The sequence below is a fragment of the Sphingopyxis sp. 550A genome (assembly GCF_053569535.1).
This window is the reverse complement of the sequence record NZ_CM131615.1, coordinates 3247452-3268479: the sequence shown is the minus strand read 5'-3', so window position 1 is coordinate 3268479 and position 21028 is coordinate 3247452. Positions and strand designations below refer to the sequence as shown.

The 21028-nt window shown below is 66.7% G+C and carries 18 protein-coding genes; 13 read left to right on the top strand and 5 right to left on the bottom strand.

The features are described from left to right. Positions 1-2 precede the first annotated feature (2 nt). Together ACVENA_RS15745 and ACVENA_RS15740 are read right to left on the bottom strand one after the other, a co-directional pair. Positions 3-743, bottom strand: coding sequence for a methyltransferase family protein (locus ACVENA_RS15745; protein WP_449326116.1), 741 nt, complete (start codon positions 741-743; stop codon positions 3-5). 186 nt (positions 744-929) lie between these two features. After that, a complete protein-coding gene (locus ACVENA_RS15740) occupies positions 930-2459 on the bottom strand; it encodes a lipopolysaccharide biosynthesis protein (protein ID WP_449326115.1) in 1530 nt (509 codons plus the stop codon). 119 nt (positions 2460-2578) lie between these two features. On the opposite strand from ACVENA_RS15740, the gene ACVENA_RS15735 reads away from it, so the two are divergent. The 13 genes from ACVENA_RS15735 (at position 2579) to ACVENA_RS15675 (ending at position 16589) form a co-directional block, all read left to right on the top strand. After that, on the top strand, positions 2579-3361 hold the full coding sequence (locus ACVENA_RS15735; protein WP_257544772.1) for a succinate dehydrogenase iron-sulfur subunit: 783 nt from the start codon (positions 2579-2581) through the stop codon (positions 3359-3361). Next, on the top strand, positions 3361-4341 hold the full coding sequence (locus tag ACVENA_RS15730) for an MBL fold metallo-hydrolase (protein ID WP_449326114.1): 981 nt from the start codon (positions 3361-3363) through the stop codon (positions 4339-4341). Before ACVENA_RS15735 ends, ACVENA_RS15730 begins: the two co-directional genes overlap by 1 nt. Next, the gene (locus ACVENA_RS15725) at positions 4338-4829 is read left to right on the top strand and encodes a PaaI family thioesterase (RefSeq protein ID WP_449326113.1); all 492 of its coding nucleotides are present in this window, start codon (positions 4338-4340) and stop codon (positions 4827-4829) included. Before ACVENA_RS15730 ends, ACVENA_RS15725 begins: the two co-directional genes overlap by 4 nt. A gap of 96 nt (positions 4830-4925) precedes the next feature. After that, complete coding sequence (gene zapE / locus ACVENA_RS15720) at positions 4926-6050, top strand: cell division protein ZapE (protein WP_449326112.1); 1125 nt, start codon at positions 4926-4928, stop codon at positions 6048-6050. Between the two features lie 235 nt (positions 6051-6285). Beyond that, positions 6286-7248 carry a malate dehydrogenase gene (gene mdh / locus ACVENA_RS15715; RefSeq protein ID WP_449326111.1) on the top strand — a complete coding sequence of 321 codons (963 nt, stop codon included), beginning with the start codon at positions 6286-6288 and terminating at the stop codon, positions 7246-7248. Further along, positions 7248-7775: a hypothetical protein gene (locus tag ACVENA_RS15710; protein WP_449326110.1), complete on the top strand. Its 528-nt coding sequence runs from the start codon at positions 7248-7250 to the stop codon at positions 7773-7775. Before mdh ends, ACVENA_RS15710 begins: the two co-directional genes overlap by 1 nt. Positions 7776-7887: 112 nt before the next feature. Then, positions 7888-8778, top strand: a complete 891-nt coding sequence (gene sucD / locus ACVENA_RS15705; RefSeq protein ID WP_257544760.1) for a succinate--CoA ligase subunit alpha — start codon at positions 7888-7890, stop codon at positions 8776-8778. 85 nt (positions 8779-8863) lie between these two features. Beyond that, on the top strand, positions 8864-11686 hold the full coding sequence (locus ACVENA_RS15700) for a 2-oxoglutarate dehydrogenase E1 component (RefSeq protein ID WP_449328955.1): 2823 nt from the start codon (positions 8864-8866) through the stop codon (positions 11684-11686). Positions 11687-11782: 96 nt separating this feature from the next. Then, positions 11783-13012, top strand: a complete 1230-nt coding sequence (gene odhB, locus ACVENA_RS15695; RefSeq protein ID WP_449326109.1) for a 2-oxoglutarate dehydrogenase complex dihydrolipoyllysine-residue succinyltransferase — start codon at positions 11783-11785, stop codon at positions 13010-13012. Between the two features lie 99 nt (positions 13013-13111). Continuing rightward, complete coding sequence (gene lpdA, locus ACVENA_RS15690) at positions 13112-14509, top strand: dihydrolipoyl dehydrogenase (protein ID WP_449326108.1); 1398 nt, start codon at positions 13112-13114, stop codon at positions 14507-14509. A 184-nt stretch (positions 14510-14693) separates the two neighbouring features. Then, entirely contained in the window at positions 14694-15317 is a 624-nt protein-coding gene (locus ACVENA_RS15685) for a trimeric intracellular cation channel family protein (RefSeq protein WP_257544753.1), read from the top strand. Between the two features lie 96 nt (positions 15318-15413). Then, positions 15414-15620: a hypothetical protein gene (locus ACVENA_RS15680; RefSeq protein ID WP_449326107.1), complete on the top strand. Its 207-nt coding sequence runs from the start codon at positions 15414-15416 to the stop codon at positions 15618-15620. Positions 15621-15686: 66 nt separating this feature from the next. Next, positions 15687-16589 (top strand): alpha/beta fold hydrolase, encoded by a 903-nt coding sequence (locus ACVENA_RS15675; RefSeq protein ID WP_449326106.1) that lies wholly within the window; start codon positions 15687-15689, stop codon positions 16587-16589. Between the two features lie 125 nt (positions 16590-16714). Here ACVENA_RS15675 and sppA read toward each other — a convergent pair whose 3' ends face one another. The 3 genes from sppA to proB form a co-directional block, all read right to left on the bottom strand. Then, positions 16715-18688: a signal peptide peptidase SppA gene (gene sppA, locus ACVENA_RS15670; protein ID WP_449326105.1), complete on the bottom strand. Its 1974-nt coding sequence runs from the start codon at positions 18686-18688 to the stop codon at positions 16715-16717. Positions 18689-18865: 177 nt separating this feature from the next. Next, positions 18866-19762, bottom strand: coding sequence for an NAD-dependent epimerase/dehydratase family protein (locus tag ACVENA_RS15665; RefSeq protein ID WP_449328954.1), 897 nt, complete (start codon positions 19760-19762; stop codon positions 18866-18868). A gap of 17 nt (positions 19763-19779) precedes the next feature. Further along, complete coding sequence (gene proB, locus ACVENA_RS15660) at positions 19780-20886, bottom strand: glutamate 5-kinase (protein ID WP_449326104.1); 1107 nt, start codon at positions 20884-20886, stop codon at positions 19780-19782. Positions 20887-21028 lie beyond the last annotated feature (142 nt).

The following is a 21028-nucleotide window of genomic DNA, read 5'->3' as shown; positions in this document are numbered from 1 at the left end:
GATCAGCTCAGTTCCTTGAAGAAGCCGATCATCTTCAGCCCGCCGATGAAGAAGCGGACGACGACGAGCGCGCCGAAGGCATAGACCCAGTTCCACTGGGCCGGGGTCAGCGCGTCGAAGTTGAAGTCCATTCGCGCGAACCAGGTCAGGAAGACGGTTGTCGCGAGCAGGAACAGCTTGTTCTGCTCGCGCCAGATCATCCGCTTCCACCAGAAGGGATATTTGGGCTTCACCCAGCCGTGAAGGCGCGGGAGGAGGGCGGGGACGTCCTTCGCCCATTCGGCATGCGCCGCGCCGAACTTCTCGCGGAGGAATTCTTCCTCATAGATCGAGATGCGCTCGTAGATCAGGACGCCAAGCAGAAAGACGATCGCCCCGAACACCCAGCTTCCCGACAGCATCGCGAGGCCGGTGAAATTGAGGATGCGCCCGACATAAAGCGGGTTGCGGACCAGGCTGTAGGGGCCGGTGGTGTTGAGTTCGCTCGCTTCGGCGGCGACCTTGGCGCGGCCCGAGGTGCCGAGCGCGGCCCAGCCGCTGGTGAAGACGCGGACGATCGCGCCCGCGCTGGCGACGCCGAGCGACAGCCAGAACCAGGCGCAGTCGCCGGCCGCGCTGTTGAACGGACCCCAATCCTTGCTGCACCAGGCGATCAGCACCGAGATCGCGATGGTGATGTAGATATAGGTGCCGCGAATGAAGAAGAGGCGCTTGCCGCTGCGGGCGAGTTCTTGCTGGTACATCGAGTTCCGCCTGTTGGCCGCGGGAGGTCAAACCCTTCGCGGCGAAAAATCAGTCGCCCCCTCTAGCAAATTTTGCGGCCAAAATAAGACCAGTTCCTTCTTCGTCACCCCGGACTTGATCCGGAGTCCATGCAACGATCGTGATTATGGATGCCGGATCAAGTCCGGCATAACGAAAGGAGGAGGCTAAACCAGCCGCAGCTTCCGCGCTGTCTTGCCGAGCGATGCCCGGTCGGCGTGGGGCAGCGCGAAGCGCAGCGACGACCAGATCGCGCCCGCCGCGATGACGGTGATCAGCGGCAGCGCCGCCGCGTCGGGCAGGCGGCTGACGAGCAGTGCGAGCGCTCCCGCCGCGAGCGTGACCAGCAGGCCGCGAAGCGCGACCTTCGGGAAGCGCTGGTCGAAGGGATGCAGCCGCTCGCCCATCGCCAGTTGCACCATCGGAATGCCCGCCATCACGACCAGCCCGATCGACATCGCCAGCGTGACTCCGGTCAGCGCGTCGAGATGGCCGAGGATCAGCCAGCCCGACGCGAGCGCGACGACGACGCCCAGGATCGCGGCGGTGAGCTGGTGACGGAAGGCCGCGACGACCTGAAGCACCGGCTGCGAGATGCCAAGCACCGCCTCGAGCGCGCGCGCGAAGAGCAGGATGATCACCGCGCCCTGCGCGACATGCGCCTGATGGCCGAACAGCCCGAGCAGCGACGAACTCCCCGCTGCGAGCACCGCCGCAAGGGGGAGGGCGATGGCGGAGATCAGCCGCGTCGCATAGGCGTAGATGTCGGCGACCTGCGCGCGGTCCTCGCGCTCGGCGCTCGCCGCGAGCGGCGCCATCACATAGACGAAGGCGATGCGGACGAGCTGGACGACGCTCGACAGCTTGCGCGCGATCGTGAACAGTCCCGCCGCCGCCGCGCCCGCCGCGCCGGGCAGCAGCAGGTTGAGGATCAGCGCCGGCGCGTCGCCGAACAGCCGCGCGATGATGTTCGACGGCAGGATCGACAATCCGGCCCAGAAGGTATTGCGCTCGACCGCGCCGCCGCGCCCGCCGCGCAGCAGATCGGCGAAATTATAATAGCGGGCGAGCAGGCGGACGCAGAGGATGGCGGTGATGCCGAGCGAGCAGAGATGCGCGATGAACAGCCCCTTGAGCCCGAGCCCGCCCGCGAAGAACAGCCCCGCGAACACCAGCCGCATGATCTGCTCCCAGACGATCCGCAGGCGAATTTCGGCGCCGAACACCATCCGCGCGCGCATCGCCGAGGTCGAAATCTCGACGAAGGCCCAGAGCGGCAGCGCCCAGACGAACAGGCGGATCGCGGGCACGACGAGCGGCCGGTCGTGATCGGCGACGTTGAGGAACGGCGCGAGTTCGGCGGCGAAAATCGCGATCAGCGCGGCGACGATCAGGCAGGGTCCAACCCCGAACAGCATCGCGGTGCGCAGCGCGCCGGCGGCCTCGGCGTCGCTCGCCGACTGCGGCACGGTGCGCTGCATCGCGCTCGTCATCCCCATGTCGAAGATGTTCTCGAGCAGATTCACCGTCGCCCACAGCACCGCATAGAGGCCGTACCCCGCGAGCCCGAACATCAGGACGTAAAGCGGCTGCGCGACGATCTCGACCACCGCGCCGAGCCGCGCGAGCACGGTCGTGCCGAGCCCCTTCGCGACGCTGCGGCTGGTGACGGCGGGTTGGGCGGTCTCTTCGCTCATCGCTCGCGCCCCTAGCGGCAAGCGCGCCGCCCCGCCAGCGGCTTTCGCGTCTCACCCTCTTGCCGACTCCGCCAATCGGGTCTAGTCGGGCCCCGATTGCATATAGGGGAACCTGCGACATGGCCGAATTCCGCCTGCCCAAGAACAGCCGTATCCAAAAGGGCGGCACGGTCCACAAGGCCGAGGGGGCGACGAACGTCAAGACGTTCAAGGTCTATCGCTATAGCCCCGACAGCGGCCAGAACCCGCATTTCGACACGTTCGAGATCGATCTCGACACATGCGGCCCGATGGTGCTCGACGCGCTGATCAAGATGAAGGGCGAGCAGGACAGCACGCTGACCTTCCGCCGCTCGTGCCGCGAGGGCATCTGCGGCAGTTGCTCGATGAACATGAACGGCAAGAACGGCCTCGCCTGCACCACCGCGATCGAGGATCTGAAGGGCGATATCCAGATCACCCCGCTGCCGCATATGGAAGTCATCAAGGACCTCGTCCCCGACTTCACGCATTTCTATGCCCAATATGCGTCGATCGAGCCGTGGCTGAAAACCAAGACGACAACGCCGAGCGGCAAGGAGCGTCTCCAGTCGCCCGAAGAGCGAGAAAAGCTCGACGGCCTCTACGAGTGCATCCTCTGCGCCTGCTGCTCGACGAGCTGCCCCAGCTATTGGTGGAACAGCGACAAGTTCCTCGGCCCGGCGATCCTGCTCCAGGCCTATCGCTGGCTCGCCGACAGCCGCGACGAATATACCGGCGAACGCCTCGACGAACTGGAAGACCCCTTCCGCCTCTATCGCTGCCACACGATCATGAACTGCGCCAACGCCTGCCCCAAGGGCCTCAGCCCGGCGCGCGCGATTGCCGAGATCAAGAAGCTCGAGGCCGAGCGTCAGGTCTGATGCCGCGCTGGCTGCCAGCGCTGGTCGCGCTGGGGCTGGCCGGCTGCGCCGCAAAACCCGCTGTCGAAACCGTTCCGCCGCCGCGCACCTACGCGCATGGCATCGGCGGTGCGACCTTCCTGATCGGCGGAGCTTTCCCGCCCGGCCGCTCGCCTGATGGTAACAGCCTGATCCTCTACGGGCCCGAGGGCGCCTTCGTGATCGACACGGGGCGGCACTCCGAGCATCTGGCGGCGATCAGGCAGGGACTGAGCGGGATCGGCATGTCGCCTGTCGCGATCGTCAACACGCACTGGCATCTCGACCATGTCAGTGGCAATCCGGCGCTCAAGGCCGCGTTTCCGGATATCAAGGTCTATGGCACATCGGCGATCGACGGCGCGCTGACCGGCTTCCTCGCCAAAAGCGCCGAATCCTCGCGCAAGGCGCTCGCCGACGGCGCGGTCCCTGCGAGCGCGCTCGCCGATGTCGAGGGCGATCTCGCCACGATCGGGCGCGGCGCCCAACTGCGGCCCGATATCATCGTCGATGAATCCCGCGATATGACCATCGCAGGGCGGCCGCTGTCGCTGCGGGTCGCGCGCAACGCCGTGACCGAACGCGACCTCTGGATCTATGACGCGGCGGAAAAGCGCGCGATCGTCGGCGACCTCGTGACGGTGCCGGTTCCGTTTCTCGATACCGCCTGCCCCGAAGGCTGGCTGAAGGCGCTCGACGGCGTCGCGGCTTCGGGTGCCGAGCAGGTCGTTCCGGGCCACGGTCCGATCATGCCGATCGCCGATTTCGCTATCTGGCATCGCGCCTTTTCCGACTTTATCGCTTGCGCGCGGGGCACGAGCGCGCTTGAGGGCTGTTCGACCGGCTGGCTGACGGGTGCCGCGAAGTGGATCGCGGGCGACACGGCGCGCGCGAAGGCGATGGCCGATTATTATGGCGAGCTGGTACGCTCGGGGAAACTGGACGGATATTGCACGGCATGAATGACGGGATCGAGGAGCCGAAGCGGCGCGAGAATTTCAGCGCCGAGGAACTGACGGACGGCTGGATAAGCTGGAATCTCAAGGACAAGGACCGCTTCAACGCGTTCATCGAGCCGCTGTCGGTGCGCAGCGAAAACCCGACCGGGGACGGCCGCCCTTGCGCCCGGGTGCGGATGCACCCCGAACGCCGGCACAGCAATCTCGGCGACAATGTCCATGGCGCGGTCAGCCTGGCGCTCGTCGACGTCGCGCTGTTCGCGGCGTCGCACCAGTTCGGATCGCTCGAGGCCGGGCATTCGGTGACGCTCGACCTCTCGACCCAGTTCGTCGGCGCGGGGCGCGTCGGCGAGCCGCTCGACGCTATCGTCGAGCTGGTGCGCGAGACCGGGCGTTTGATCTTCCTGCGCGGACTGGTCGTGCAGGGCGAGGGAGACGAGCATATCGTGCTGACCTTCGCCGGGACGATCCGCAAGGCGAGCCGGAAATGACGATGGGCGGACTCATAAATAGGGACAGTCCCTATTTTTCGGGCAAGCGGTCCATGCTTCTCCAGTTGGAGAGAAAAATAGGGACTGTCCCTATTTATGGATAACGTCCTCGCCGCTTATGACGCGCTCGTCGCGGCCGACGAACTCAGGCCCGACCCCGAACAGCGCGCCGCCGCCCAGCGGCTGAACCGTTTGCAGGAGGAACTTGAGGCGTCGCCGCCGCGCGGCAGCCTGCTCTGGCGCATCGCGGGCCGCAAGCCGGAGGCGCCGCGCGGCGTCTACCTCTGGGGTGCGGTCGGGCGTGGCAAGTCGATGCTGATGGACCTTTTCTACGACCAGCTCCGCATTCAGCGGAAGCGGCGCGTCCATTTCCACGCCTTCATGCAGGAGGTTCACGCGCGGATGCGCGAGGTGCGCAAGACCGAGAGCGGCGACCCGATCCCGCAGGTCGCCGCGGCGCTGGTCGAGAATATCCGCTGCCTCGCCTTCGACGAGATGGTCGTCAACAACAGCGCCGACGCGATGATCCTCTCGCGCCTGTTCACCGCGCTGATCGACCGCGGCGTCACCGTCGTCGCGACCTCGAACCGGCCGCCGTCCGACCTCTACAAGGACGGGCTCAACCGCGAGCATTTCCTGCCCTTCATCGCGCTCGTCGAGGCGAAGCTCGATGTGATGAGCCTCAACGGCCCGACCGATTACCGCCGCCATCGGCTCGGCGACGGCAAGCGCTGGTTCGTCCCCGCCGACGATGCGGCGAGCGCAGCGCTGTCGGCCGCCTTCTTCCGCCTCACCGATTATCCGCCCGAGGACCGCGCGCATGTCCCGACGCTCGATCTCGACGTCGGCGGCGGGCGCCTCCTGCATGTTCCCAAGGCGCTCAAGGGCGTTGCGGTCTTTTCGTTCAAGCGCCTGTGCGGCGAAGCGCGCGGGGCGGCGGACTATCTGGCGGTCGCGCGTCATTTCCACGCCGTTATCCTCGTCGGCATCCCGCGCATGGGGCCTGAGAATCGCAACGAGGCGGCGCGCTTCGTGACGCTGATCGACGCGCTCTACGAATATAAGGTCAAGCTGCTCGCGAGCGCGGCCGCCGAGCCCGACGCGCTTTATGTGGCGGGCGACGGCGCCTTCGAGTTCGAGCGCACCGCGAGCCGCCTCTCTGAAATGCAGTCCGACGATTATCTGGCGCTCGGCCACGGCCAGGACGATGCCGACGCATGATCTTCGCGTCACAATAGACTTGCATATAGAGGGGCGGAGCCCCCCGCTCCCGCTTTATTGTTATTGCGAACCATTTGCAAAAAAAGGAGGAATTTCGTCCTTTTGGCGGTTGTTTCCTTAGGGGAATCGGCGTAGGGGCGTCGCCAGTCTTGGAACCGGACCGGGGTGTAGAGCCCGTGCCCCCGCCGGTTCGTGAACCTTTGCCGGGCTTGCCAGGAAGGGAGTGCCGCGCGCCATGGGACGCAAGAAGATCGCATTGATCGGAGCCGGAAATATCGGCGGAACGCTGGCGCTGCTCGCCGCGCAGAAGGAACTCGGCGACGTCGTCCTGTTCGACGTCGTCGAAGGCGTGCCGCAGGGCAAGGCGCTCGATCTGTCGCAGGTCGGCCCGATCGCGGGTTTCGACGCGAAGATCACCGGCACCAACGACTATAAGGACATCGCCGGCGCCGACGTCATCATCGTCACCGCCGGTGTCGCCCGCAAGCCGGGGATGAGCCGCGACGACCTGCTCGGCATCAACCTCAAGGTGATGAAGGCCGTGGGTGAAGGCATCAAGGCGAACGCCCCCGACGCCTTCGTCATCTGCATCACCAACCCGCTCGACGCGATGGTCTGGGCTCTCCGTGAGTTCTCGGGCCTCCCGCACAACAAGGTCGTCGGCATGGCCGGTGTGCTCGATTCGGCGCGCTTCAGCCACTTCATCGCCGACGAGTTCGCGGTGTCGGTGAAGGACGTGAACACCTTCGTGCTCGGCGGCCACGGCGACACGATGGTTCCCGTCGTCCGCTATTCGACGATCAACGGCATCCCCGTTCCCGACCTCGTCAAGATGGGCCTGTCGACGCAGGAAAAGATCGACGCGATCGTCAAGCGCACCCGCGGCGGCGGCGGCGAAATCGTCGCGCTCCTCGGTACCGGATCGGCCTTCTACGCCCCGGCCGCGAGTGGCATCGCGATGGCCGAAGCCTATCTCGGCGACCAGAAGCGCATCCTGCCCTGCGCCGCCTATGTCGATGGCGAATATGGCGTCGACGGCCTGTACGTCGGCGTGCCGGTGCAGATCGGCGCGGGCGGCGTCGAGAAGATCGTCGAGATCGAACTCGATGGCGCCGACAAGGCGGGCCTGCAGGTCTCGGTCGATGCGGTCAAGGAACTGCTCGACGCGTGCAAGGCGCTGGATTCCTCGCTGGCGTGATGTTGTCGGCGGCCTTTCTCTTTTTGGCGGCGACGCAGCTCGATCAACCGTCAGGTCTTGCCGATTTTTTCTGGCAGGCCTGTACGGAGGGGCAGGTGAGTCTGCCTTCCGATTGGAAGGCCGTTGATCCCCAGGAAATGCCTCGGCAAGTGAAGGATCGATACGACTATTCTTCGGACCTGAAGGCCTATGCCCCGGCGTCCGGCGAGCGATCCTATCTTGTCTTCGCCGAATATGCGCAGCCTGTGGGCGGTGTGGTTCGGCGGTGCGGCGTTTTTTCGCACCGCTGGAATGCGTCGACCGCGTTTCGTGGTGTTTCTGCGCACGCCAATGGCGGTTCGGTATCGCCACCGCCTGGAGCTTTCGTCGCGGCGAGCATGCCCTTCTATTCGGACGGCTTTGAAATCAGAATTGAAGACGTGGCTTCGATGGGAATGGCGGAAATCGTGACGTTCGATGCTTCGACTGCCAAGCAATTGACGGCGAAGCCGCAGGCCCGATCGCTAAAAGTGGAGGAAAAGCCTTGAGTCGGATGCCGCGTGCGCCGTCATGCGGCTTCGACTATCCCGTTCATATAGTTCTGATCGAAGATTGAGAGTGCCCAACCAATTCGTGGGCCGTCATGGAGTTTATTGAAATATGTCCATCCTGATCGACAAGAATACGAAAGTCATCACCCAGGGGATGACCGGTGCCACCGGCACCTTCCACACCGAGCAGGCGCTCGCCTACGGCACCAAGATGGTCGGCGGCGTGACGCCGGGCAAGGGCGGCACGACGCATATCGGCCTGCCGAACTTCAACACGGTCGAGGAAGCCAAGGCCGCGACCGGCGCGACCGCGAGCTGCATCTATGTTCCGCCGCCGTTCGCCGCCGACTCGATCCTCGAGGCGATCGATGCCGAGATGGAACTGATCGTCTGCATCACCGAAGGCATTCCGGTGCTCGACATGGTCAAGGTGAAGCGCGCGCTCTCGGGCTCGAAGTCGCGCCTGATCGGCCCGAACTGCCCCGGCGTGCTGACCCCCGACGAATGCAAGATCGGCATCATGCCGGGTTCGATCTTCAAGAAGGGCAGCGTCGGCGTCGTCTCGCGCTCGGGCACGCTGACCTATGAGGCGGTGTTCCAGACCTCGAACGTTGGCCTTGGCCAGACGACCGCGGTCGGCATCGGCGGCGACCCCGTCAACGGCACCAACTTCATCGACGTTCTCGAACTCTTCCTCGCGGACGAAGCGACCAAGTCGATCATCATGATCGGCGAGATCGGCGGCGACGCCGAGGAACAGGCGGCGCAGTTCCTGATCGACGAAGCGAAGCGCGGCCGCAAAAAGCCGATGGCCGGCTTCATCGCGGGCCGCACCGCGCCTCCGGGCCGCCGCATGGGCCACGCCGGCGCGATCGTGTCGGGCGGCAAGGGCGACGCCGAAAGCAAGATCGCGGCGATGGAGGCAGCGGGCATCGCCGTGTCGGCAAGCCCGTCGGAGCTGGGCACCACGCTCGCCGAGGTGCTCAAGGAACGCGTCTGATCGAACGGCCCGCCGGCATCCTTCGCCGGCGGGCTTTCGTTCCTATATGAAGAATACCCATTCCTTCCTCCCCGTGGAAAAGCAGATGAACCTCGAACGACAAAGCTTCGACATCGACGAACCGCAGGCCGGCCCGAGCTGGGCGCCGAAGAACTGGCCGCCGATCGACAGCGACGACCTGACCGCCGCGCTCGACCCGCAGCAGATGCAGGTCGCGGTGAAGGCGGCCGCGGCCAAGGCCGGCGCGCCGCTGTCGAATGCCGAAGTTGAGCGCGCGGCCGACGATTCGATCCGCGCGATGATGCTGATCCGTACCTATCGCGTCCGCGGCCACCTTGCCGCGAAGCTCGACCCGCTCGGCCTCAGCACGCGCGAACTCCCCGGCGACCTCACCCCCGAATATCATGGCTTTACCGGCGCGGCGCTCGACCGGCTGGTCTGGCTCGGCGGCACGCTCGGCCTCGAAAAGGCGACGGTGCGGGAGATCGTGGCGATCCTTCAGGCCAATTATTGCGGCGCGGTCGGCCTCGAATATATGCACATCGCCGACATCGTCGAGCGCCAGTTCCTGCAGGAGCGGATGGAAGGCGCCGACAAGATCATCGAATTTTCGGTCGAGGGCAAACGCGCCATCCTGAACAAGGTGATCGAGGCCGAGGAATGGGAAAAATTCCTCGCGCGCAAATATGTCGGCACCAAGCGCTTCGGTCTCGACGGCGGCGAATCGATGATCCCGGCGATGGAATCGATCATCAAATATGGCGGCCAGTACGGGGTGAAGGAAATCATCTACGGCATGGCGCATCGCGGGCGCCTCAACATGCTCGCGAACGTCATGGCGAAGCCGTACAAGGTGATCTTCCACGAATTTTCGGGCGGCAGCGCCAACCCCGACGATGTCGGCGGTTCGGGCGACGTCAAATATCACCTCGGCACCTCGACCGACCGCGAATTCGACGGCATCTCGGTCCATATGTCGCTCGTCCCCAACCCCTCGCACCTCGAGGCGGTCGATCCGGTCGTGCTCGGCAAGACGCGCGCGCAGCAGGTCGTGCGCGATGACCTCGGCAAGCATGAGCAGGTGCTGCCCGTGCTGATCCACGGCGACGCGGCCTTTGCGGGGCAGGGAATCGTCTGGGAATGCCTCGGCTTCTCGGGTATCCGCGGCTATAATACCGGCGGCTGCATTCACTTCATCGTCAACAACCAGATCGGCTTTACGACCAGCCCGCAATTCGCGCGCTCGTCGCCCTATCCGTCGGACGTTGCCAAGGGCGTGATGGCGCCGATCCTGCACGTCAACGGCGACGATCCCGAGGCGGTGACCTTTGCCTGCAAGCTGGCGATCGATTTCCGCCAGCGCTTCAAGCGTGACGTCGTGATCGACATGTGGTGCTATCGCCGCTTCGGCCACAACGAAGGCGACGAGCCCTCGTTCACCCAGCCGCTGATGTACGCGCGCATCCGCCAGCATCCGCCGGTGTCGCAGCTTTGCGCCACGAAGCTGGAGGGTGAGGGCGTGATCGACGCCGGCTGGGCCGACAAGCACCGCGCCGAGTTTGTCGCGCATCTCGAAGAGGAGTTCGAGGGTGCGAAAAGCTACAAGCCGAACAAGGCCGACTGGTTCGCCGGCCGCTGGTCGGGCCTTTATGCGCCGACCGATCCGGAAGGAGCGCGCCGCAACATTGCGACCGGCGTTTCGGAAAAGCTGTTCGACGCGATCGGCCGCACGCTGACGACGATCCCCGCCGACCTGGAGGTTCACAAGACGCTGCGCCGCGTCATCGACGCGCGCGCCGCGATGTTTGCCGACAAGAGCGATAGCGAAGTATTCGACTGGGCGACTGCCGAACAACTCGCGTTCGGGACGCTGCTCAGCGAAGGCTATCAGGTGCGCCTGTCGGGCCAGGATTCGGGGCGCGGCACCTTCAGCCAGCGTCATGCCGTCTGGGTCGACCAGAAGGACGAGCATAAATATGTTCCGCTGACGACCGTCCCGCACGGCCGCTTCGAGGTGCTCGACAGCCCGCTGTCCGAATATGGCGTGCTCGGCTTCGAATATGGCTATGCCATGGCCGATCCGAAGAGCCTCGTGCTGTGGGAAGCGCAGTTCGGCGACTTCGCCAACGGCGCGCAGATCATGATCGACCAGTTCATCGCCGCGGGCGAAGCGAAGTGGCTGCGCGCCAACGGCCTCGTGCTGCTCCTCCCGCACGGCTATGAAGGACAGGGCCCCGAGCATAGCTCGGCACGCCTCGAACGCTTCCTGCAGCTTTGCGCGGGCGACAATATCCAGGTGTGCAATATTTCGACCCCGTCGAACTATTTCCACGTCCTGCGCCGCCAGATGCTGCGCTCGTTCCGCAAGCCGCTGATCATCATGACGCCCAAGTCGCTGCTCCGCCACAAACTGGCGGTATCACAGCGCAGCGATTTCATCGGCGACGCGCATTTCCGCCGCATCATGTCGGACCGCACCCCGCCCGAGGACGCGAAGGTCAAGCGCGTCGTGCTCTGTTCGGGCAAGGTCGGCTATGATCTGATGGAAGCGCGCGACGCGGCGGGACTGACCGACACGACCGTGGTCCGCATCGAGCAGATCTATCCCTTCCCCGGCGAGGCGCTCGCCGTCCGCCTGAAGCGGATGAAGAATCTCGAAGAGGTCGTCTGGGCGCAGGAGGAACCGCGCAACAACGGCGCCTGGTTCTTCGTCGAGCCGCTGATCGAGGAATCGCTCAAGGAGGCGGGGCACAAGGGGATGCGCGCGCGCTATGCCGGCCGTGCCGCCGCCGCCTCGCCCGCGACCGGGCTGATGAGCCGCCACCAGACCGAGCAGGCGGCGCTCGTCGCCGATGCGCTCGGCCTGTCGGTCCGCGCCGAAATCCGCCGGACGAAGAATAAGGCTTAGGATTATAAGGGTGTGCCCCTGCGAAGGCAGGGGCCCATCTCCCACCGTTTGATGATGGGCCCCTGCCTTCGCAGGGGCACGGAAAGAGAAAAAGCGATGAGCACCGAAGTCAAAGTTCCCACGCTGGGCGAAAGCGTCACCGAAGCGACGATCGGCGAATGGCTGAAGCAGCCGGGCGATCCCGTCGCGGTCGACGAGCCGATCGCCAGCCTCGAAACCGACAAGGTAGCGGTCGAAGTGCCGTCGCCGGTTGCCGGGGTGATGGGCCAGCAGGTCGTCGCGGTCGGCGAAACGGTCAATGTCGGCGCGGTGATCGCGACGATCGAGGCAGGGAATGCCAAGGGTGCGGCACCCGCGCCCGCCGCCAAGGAAGCCGCCGCCCCGCCGCCCGCCGCGGCGACTGCCCCGGCGCCGGCCGAGGAAAGCGGCGACGGCGTCCCAACGCTGTCGCCCGCGGTGCGCCGTCTCGTGCTCGAGCATGGCGTCGACCCGACGAAGATCAAGGGCAGCGGCAAGGACGGCCGCCTGACCAAGGAAGATGTGCTCGCCGCCGCCAACGCCGCGCCCGAAGCTTCGCCGGCACCCGCGGCGCCCGCCCCAGCCCCCGCCGCGAGCGGAACGCCGGGCCGCCGCGAAGAGCGCGTCAAGATGACGCGGATGCGCCAGACGATCGCCAAGCGGCTGAAGTCGGCGCAGGATACCGCGGCGATGCTCACCACCTTCAACGACTGCGACATGTCGGCGGTGATCGCGACGCGCGACAGATATCGCGAGAGCTTCGAGAAGAAGCATGGCGTCCGCCTGGGCTTCATGAGCTTCTTCACCAAGGCGGTCGCGCTCGCGGCGCACGATATTCCGGCGGTCAACGCGCGGATCGACGGCGACGAGATCGTCTACCACGACTATCTCGACGTCTCGGTCGCGGTCAGCGCGCCGAACGGGCTCGTCGTGCCGATCGTCCGCAACGCGGACAGCCTGTCCTTCGCCGACATCGAGAAAGCGATCGCCGACCTCGGCAAGCGTGCCAAGGACGGCACGCTGACGATGGACGACATGACCGGCGGCACCTTCACCATCTCGAACGGCGGCGTGTTCGGCGGCCTGATGTCGACCCCGATCATCAACCCGCCGCAGTCGGCGGTGCTCGGCCTCCATCGCATCGAGGACCGCCCGGTCGTCCGCAATGGCGAGATCGTGATCCGTCCGATGATGTATCTCGCGCTCAGCTATGATCACCGGCTGGTCGACGGCCGCGAGGCGGTGACCTTCCTCAAGACGATCAAGGAAGCGATCGAGGATCCGACGCGGCTGCTGATCGATCTGTAGGTTCCGTCGCCCTAGCGAAAGCTGGGGCCGCTATCCCCCTGGCGCCGCTATCGACGCCAGCGATCCCAGCTTTCGCTGGGATGACGAATGGAGTGAATCATGGCTGATTACGACTACGACGTTCTTGTCATCGGTGCCGGCCCCGGCGGTTATGTCGCGGCTATCCGCGCGGCGCAGCTGGGCCTGAAGACCGCCTGCGCCGAAGGGCGCGAGACGCTCGGCGGCACCTGCCTCAACGTCGGCTGCATCCCGTCGAAGGCGATGCTCCATGCGTCGGAATATTATGAGGCCGCGGCCGGCGGCGCGATGGCGGCGATGGGCATCAAGGTGAAGCCCGAACTCGACCTCGGCACGATGCACGGCCAGCGCAAGGATGCGGTCAAGGGCCTGACCGGCGGTATCGAGTTCCTGTTCAAGAAGAACAAGATCGACTGGTTGAAGGGCTATGCCAAGTTCACGTCGGCCGACACCGTCGACGTGGCGGGCAAGAGCGTGCGCGCGAAGAATATCATCATCGCCACCGGCTCGTCGGTGACCCCGCTTCCGGGTGTCGAGGTCGACAATGCCAAGGGCGTGATCGTCGATTCGACCGGTGCGCTCGAACTCGCCAAGGTGCCGGGCCATATGGTCGTGATCGGTGGCGGCGTGATCGGGCTCGAACTCGGCAGCGTGTGGCGCCGCCTTGGCGCGAAGGTCACCTGCGTCGAGTTTCTCGACCAGATCCTGCCCGGCATGGACGGCGATGTCCGCAAGGAAGCGAACAGGATCTTCAAGAAGCAGGGCATCGAGTTCAAGCTCAAGACCAAGGTCACGGGGGCCGAGGTGAAGAACAAGAAGGCGGTGCTGACGCTCGAACCCGCGGCGGGCGGCGCGGCCGAGACGCTCGAAGCCGACGTCGTGCTGGTGTCGATCGGCCGCAAGCCCAACACCGATGGGCTCGCACTCGACAAGGCGGGGCTCGCGGTCAACAAGCGCGGCCAGATCGAGACCGACCATGATTTCCGCACGAACGTTCCCGGCATCTGGGCGATCGGCGACGTCATCCCCGGCCCGATGCTCGCGCACAAGGCCGAGGACGAAGGCATCGCCTGCGCCGAGAATATCGCGGGGCAGACCGGCATCGTGAACCACGATGTCATCCCATCGGTCGTCTACACCTGGCCCGAGATCGCCGGCGTCGGCCTGACCGAGGAAGCCGCGAAGGAGCGCGGTGAGGTCAAGGTCGGCAAATTCCCGATGCTCGCGAACAGCCGCGCCAAGACCAACCACGAGCCCGACGGCTTTGTGAAGGTGATCGCCGATGCCAAGACCGATCGCGTGCTCGGCGTCTGGATCATCGCCAGCGTCGCGGGCACGATGATCGCGCAGGCCGCGCAGGCGATGGAATTCGGCGCGACGTCCGAAGACATCGCCTACACCTGCCACGCCCACCCGACGCACAGTGAGGCGATCAAGGAAGCGGCGATGGCGGTGACGGGTAAACCGATCCATATTTGATCGCGGCGAGGCGTAAAGCAGCCCTGTTCCCCCGCGAAGGCGGGGGCCCATCTTCTGCCGGTTCGGAATGGCGCCGACCGGAGATGGACCCCCGCCTTCGCGGGGGAACGGGGTTGTGCGGTCGTCGGCGCGCCACCCGCCTTCCCATTGTGCCGCCCCGCCCGCAATGATAGCGCCTCGCATCATGGACACCCAGACCCTCATCCGTCTGCTCGATCTCGCGGGGATCGGCGTGTTCGCGCTGTCGGGCGCGCTGATGGCGGTGCGGTTGCGTCAGACCTTGGTCACCGCCTGCTTCTTTGCGTTGGTGACGGGCGTCGGCGGCGGCAGCGTGCGCGATCTGCTGATCGGCGCGCCGGTCTTTTGGGTGCAGGATGGCGCGATCGCTGCGGTGTGCATCGCGATCGCGCTCACCGTCTGGGCGACGCCCGAACGCTGGTGGCAGGGCCATCTGCTCGAATGGGCCGACGCGGTGGGGCTCGCCGCCTATGCGGTGTTCGGCACCGCGAAAGCGCTTGCCTGGGGCGTGCCGCCGGTGCCGGCGCTGATGATGGGGGTGATCACCGGCTGCGTCGGCGGCACGATCCGCGACATATTGGCGGGGGTGCCGTCGATCATCATGCGGCCCGAAATCTATGTCACCGCGGCGGCGCTCGCATCGGGCCTCTATCTCGTCCTGCTGTGGCTTGGCCTCGGGACGGCGGTGGCGGCGATCGCGGGCGCGGGCGCCGGCTTCATGCTGCGCGGCGCGGCAATTCGCTGGTCATTGGCGCTCCCGGCCTATAAGGGCCCCCGCGAATCGCGGTAAACAGCGGCCTAAGCGAGCCGCAACGCCGGCTTAACATCGATCCGCTAAGGATGCGGGCGCGCGGAGAGGCGCGCCGTGGGGACCATTTCCATCTTGATGACATTGCTGATCTCGTTCGGCGCCGGAGTCGAGGCGCCCGATTGCGCGACCGCGTGCGGCGATCCGGCGGCGACCGGCCGCTGGATCGTCGGGCTGTCGCTGATCATCTTCCTGTTGCCGCTGATCGCATGGACCGTGGCGCGCCTTTTGAGGCGCCGCCATAGCGTCGGGCGCGCGCGCCGCTTGCTCCGCCGTCTCGCCTGACTTTCCGTCCCGGCTTGACCCCACCGCGCTTCGCTGCATGGTGGAGGGAAAGATATGGGAGACGGCATGACCACGGCACAAGCGACGGCGAACGGCATCGACATCACCTATGAGGACAAGGGGCCGAAGGATGCGCCGCCGATCCTGCTCGTGATGGGGCTCGGGGGACAACTCACCCTCTGGCCCGACGAGTTCGTCGACGCGCTCGTCGCGCACGGCTTTCGCGTCATCCGCTACGACAATCGCGACGTCGGCCTGTCGACGCGCTTCGACGCCGCGGGCGTTCCCAACCTCAAATGGATGTTCGTCAAGGCGGCGCTGCGGCTGCCGGTGCGCAGCGCCTATACGCTCGCCGACATGGCGGCCGACGGCATGGCGCTGCTTGACCATCTCGGCATCGAGCGCGCGCATATCGTCGGCGCGTCGATGGGTGGGATGATCGTTCAGCATATGGCGGCGCGCTATCCCGGGCGGGTGCTGTCGCTGACCTCGATCATGTCGACCACGGGCAATCCGCGCCTGCCGCGCGCGCAGAAGGAGGCGATGCGCGTCCTTGCGGGCCGGCCGATGAGCGGCGATGCCGAAGCGATGATCGCCTATTCGGTGAACGCTGCGCGCGTGATCGGCAGTCCCGGCTATCCCGCCGAGGAAGAGCGGCTCCAGCGCCGTGTTCGCGGCGATTACGAGCGCGGCTGGTATCCGCAGGGCGTCGCGCGCCAGATGGCGGCGATCGTCGCCGACGGCGACCGCCGCGCGATGCTGAAGGCGGTCACGGCGCCGACGTTGGTGATCCATGGCGAGGCCGATCCGCTCGTGCCGATCGAGGGCGGGCGCGACACCGCCGCGCATATCGCGGGCGCACGGCTGCTGACGATCCCCGGCATGGGCCACGACCTGCCGCTCGCGCTCGTCGATACGCTGACGGGGGCGATTGCCGACCATGCGCGGGGCGTGGCGGTCGCGGCTTGATTCCTCCCCTCCCGCAAGCGGGAGGGGCAGCGAGACTTGCGAGCTTGCTCGCTAGTCGCAGCGGGGTGGGTCATTGCAACGTCGCTGCCCATCCCTAACCCCTCCCGCCTGCGGGAGGGGAGAGACTACTTCAGCAGCAATGCCAGCGCCGCCAGCCACCCTTTCGCTTCCGGCGCGCGCGGCACCGCGGGCAGGAAGGCGCGGCAGTCGAGGCAGCTTGCCTGCACCGACCCCGACTGGGTGAGCAATGTCAGATCCTGCGCCAGCCGCCGCTCGGTGAGTTGGCGGTTCATCGCCGCGATGCCGAACCAACCGCGGGGCGCCATCGCCTGCTGATCCTGTTCTGCGCCGGTCAGGCTGGCGAGCATCTTGGAAAATTCGCTCGGCTCTTCCTCATAATATTTGGCGTGATAGGCACCGTCGATCTTCGCCATCTTCGCCGCCGCGGCGAGCGCATCGGGCAGGCCGCCGAACTGGTCGACAAGGCCGATCTGGCGCGCGGTGCCGCCGGCCCAGACGCGGCCTTCGGCGATCTCGCGAATCTTCTCGATCGGCTGCTTGCGGCTCTTGGCGACGAGTCCGGTGAAGCGCGCGTAGATATCCTCGACGCTCGCTTGCGCCAGCGCGTTGAACTCGTCGTTGACGCCGCCGAACACGTCGGGCTGGCCCGACAACGGCGTCGTCGCGATGCCGTCGGCATTGACCCCGATCTTGGCTAGCGCCTGATCGAAGCTGGGGATGATGCCGAACACGCCGATCGAGCCGGTGATCGTCTCGGGTTCGGCGAAGATGCGGTCGGCGGGGGTCGACACCCAATAGCCGCCCGATGCCGCGACATTCGCCATCGAGACGATGACGGGCAGCTTCTTCGCCTTGGCCTGGAGCAGCGCCTGGCGGATCTGTTCCGACGCGAGCACCGACCCGCCGGGCGAATCGACGCGCAGCACGATCGCCCTGGTGCCGCTGTCGGCGACGGCGTCGAGAATATGCTCGGCGATCGTGTCGCCGCCCGCCGAGCCGCCGCCCGTCTCGCCGTCGACGATCTCGCCGACGACGGGGACGACGGCGATCGCCACGCCTTTCTCTTCCGGCGGATTGGCCGCGACCCAATTCTCGAGCGGGATCGCGTTATATTCCCACGGGCGGCTGTCGTCATAGACGCCGCTGATCTCGGCGACGCGTTCGCTGAATGCCATGCGGCTGCCGACCTTGTCGATCAGCCCGGCCTCGACTCCTGCCTTCGACAGATCGTTGCCCGCCGCCTTCACCGCGCCCGCGGTGTCGGCGATGAAGGCGTCGATCCTGGCCTTCGGCCGCGCTTTCCTGACGTCGGTCAGCCAGTTTTCCCACAGGACGCCGGCATAGGCGCGGTCGGCCTCCTTCGCCTCGGGCGACTGGTCGCTGCGCAGATAGGGTTCGACCGCGCTCTTGAAGGTGCCGACGCGATAGATGTGCGCGGTGATGCCGAGCTTGTCCATCAACCCCTTGTAATACAGGCGCGATCCGCCCGGTCCGGCGATCGCCACGCCGCCGATCGCATCCGACCAGATTTCGCTCGCATGGGCCGCGACCTGATAGCTGTCGGTGGTATAGGCGGTGGCGAAGGCGAGCACCGGCTTCTTCGCCGCGCGCACCTTGTCGACCGCCGTGCCGATCTCGGCGAGCGACACCTGCCCGCCGCCGAGGAAGCGGTCGAGGTCGAGCACCACCGACGTGACGCGCTTGTCGGTGGCCGCGGTTTCGAGCGCGTGGACGATGTCGCGGGTGCGCAATTCCTTGAGCTGCGCGCCGCCCGACAGCGCCGCCAGCGGATCGACGTCGGAGGGCTGTTCGGTGACGACGCCGTCGAAATCGACGACGAGCGCGCCCTCGCTGACCGGCAGCGACGCATTGGGGCGCCCCGCGAGCAGCGCGAAGAGCGCCACGAAGAACAGCAGCAGGAAGATCAGCGCCAGCCCGTCCTTGATCGCCACGAGCAGGTGCCAGACCTTGCGCGGAAAGCTGGTGCCAGGCTTGCCGTCGCCCGGAAGCGGCCGGCGAACGGGGATGGCCCAGGGGCCGGCGGGGTCGGTGGGAGGCGTGGCGGTGGTGTCGGTCATGTCCGCAAACCTAGGGATACGCCTCGCCCTTGGCAATGCACGCTTCGACGGGCGGGAGACGGGGAGGGGGCGAACGACTTCACGTCAAGGTCGTCATTGCGAGCGAAGCGAAGCAATCTCCAGCCTCGACGATAGCTGGAGATTGCTTCGTCGCTTCGCTTCTCGCAATGACGAACTCTATAACCACCCCTCGCTGCGATACCAGCGCACCGTTTCCGCCAGCGCATCCTTGGTATCGAGCGCCGGTTTCCACAGCATCGCAGGCGGTCGCGCACCCTCGGCCGCCACCCAGTCGGGATGCGCGATATAGCGCGCGCGGTCGAGCGTCAGCTTCGCGGCCTTGCGGCGCACCAGCGGGTCGAGCCGTCCGGCGGTCTTGAGCAGCGTGCCCGGAACCGGCAGCGCCCGAACGTGCGTCCGCCCCACGGCCTCGCCGACCGCGCGCGCGAAGTCGCCGTGGGTCCAGCCGCCTGCCCGGCCGTCGTCGGGTTCATAAACCTGCCCGACACTCATCGCGCGGTCGGCGACGAGCGCGACGAGCAGGCGCGCCAGCTCCTCGACATAAATTGCCGACATCCGCCCCGGCGGGACAAGTGCGATGCCGCGCCGCGCCATGCGGAACAGGTCGAGCATCTCGGTGTCGCCGGGGCCGAACACCGCAGGCGGGCGCACGATCGTCCAGTCGAGCCCGCTGTCTTCGACGACCTTTTCAGCGCGTTCCTTCGACCAGCCATAGTTGGAGAGGCCGGGCTCGCGCGCTGCGAGCGACGAAACATGGACGAAGCGCCGCACCCCCGCACCGCGCGCCGCCGCGACGACATTCGCGGTCGCGGTCGCATTCCCCGTTTCGAAATCGGCACGCGTCGGCACGTTCACGACGCCGGCGATATGCATCACGGCATCGCTGCCCGCCGCCATGTCGGCGAGCGCTTCGGGTCGGTCGAGCGCGCCCGCGATCCAGGTGACGCCGTCCCGCGCTTCCTGCGGGCGGCGGGTGAGGGCGCGGACGTGCCAGCCCGCGGCGACCGCCTGCCGCAGCGCCGCCTTGCCGACGAAACCGGTCGCTCCGGTCATCGCCAGCACCGGCGCCGTCACAGCAGCACCATATGGTCGCGGTGCACCATCGCGGCGCGCGGGGCATAACCGAGCGTCGCCTCCTGCGCGTCGCGGCCGAGGCCGAGGATCGCGGTCGCGTCGGCGACCGGATATTCGGACAGCCCGCGCGCGACGATGCGTCCGTCGGGCCCGGCGATGTCGAGGATATCGCCGCGCACGAAAGCGCCGGTCGCGGCGGTAACCCCCGCGGCGAGCAAGCTTGCGCCGCCGCGCAGCGCCTTCACCGCCCCGGCGTCGATCGTCAGGCGGCCCTTGGCGGTAAGCCCGCCCGCGAGCCAGGCCTTGCGCGCGCTCGCACCCTTTTCGGCGACGAAGATCGTGTGGCGCGCGTCGGTCGAAAGCGGCCGTTCGATCCGCCCCGACGCGATGGCGAGGTGCGCGCCCGCCGCATTGGCGATGCGCGCCGCCGCGATCTTCGACACCATGCCGCCCGATCCCATGCCCGATGCCGATCCGGTGTCGGCCATCGCTTCGATCGCGCCGTCGATCCGCTCGACGCGCGCGACGTGATTGGCGCCGGGGAGGGCGGGGTTGCGGTCATAGAGCCCGTCGATGTCGGACAGCAGAATCACGCCGCCCGCGCTCGCCGCCTGCGCGACCCTCGAGGCGAGCCGGTCGTTGTCGCCGAAGCGGATTTCCTCGGTCGCGACGCTGTCATTCTCGTTGATGATCGGTACCACGCCGAGCCCGAGCAGCCGGTCGAGCGTCGCCGCGGCGTTGAGATAACGGCGGCGATGTTCGAGGTCGTCGAGCGTCACGAGCATCTGCGCCGCGGTCAGCCCCTCGGCGCCGAGCACCTCGGCCCAGACCTGGCTCAGCGCGATCTGTCCGGTCGCCGCCGCCGCCTGCGCATCCTCCAGACTGGCGCGCCCGCCCTTGGCGAGCCCGAGCCGCCGCGCGCCGAGCGCGATCGCGCCCGACGAAACGACCGCGATCTGCTGGCCCGCCTTCGTCCGCTCGGCGATGTCGGCGGCAATCCCCGCCAGCCACGCGCGCCGCACCGCGCCGTCCGGGTCGACGAGCAGCGCCGATCCGATCTTGACGATCAGGCGCGGGCAGGAGGCGGGAGGGAACAGGGTCATGGCGCTGCCGATAGCGCGGAGACGGCCTCACGCCAATGCGAATGTCCTGTCAGACGCAATGGCGATTCAGGGGTGGGAAGTTGTCTTCCCCTTCACCTTCGTCATTCCCGCGAAAGCGGGAACCCAGTGCTGGGTCAGCCGA